Source organism: Escherichia sp. KCJ4928 (assembly GCF_004352695.1).
Classification (GTDB): domain Bacteria; phylum Pseudomonadota; class Gammaproteobacteria; order Enterobacterales; family Enterobacteriaceae; genus ECMA0423.
Genome location: NZ_SJWV01000711.1, coordinates 1 through 298 on the forward strand (window position 1 = coordinate 1; position 298 = coordinate 298).

Consider the following 298-nt stretch of genomic DNA (forward strand, 5'->3'; position numbering starts at 1 on the left):
TTCACCACACAGCCTGAAACACACGGCAGCCTGATAAAGGCCGGTGACCTCTGGCACGGTATGGTCGCCATTACCCTGCCACCCCAGAATCTGCGGACATTCAACCAGCTGGTCAGGGATGTGCCCCACGCAATCCCCTGGCGTATCCGGATGGATCTGATGCCCGGCGGTATGAAGGCGCTTGGGGTCAAGAAAACCCTGCTGACCTACAGCAGCTTTATTTCCCCTCTCCGGCCCATGTATGACTCGGTGATGATGCGGAATGACATCAACAAACATGATCCGGGCTGTATCATGA

Annotated in this window: 1 protein-coding gene; it reads left to right on the forward strand. The window is 56.0% G+C overall.

All coding sequences use genetic code 11. From position 1 onward, the window contains the following. The coding region (locus tag E0D98_RS26380; protein WP_205713048.1) for a hypothetical protein at positions 1–298 on the forward strand (298 nt) is incomplete at both ends.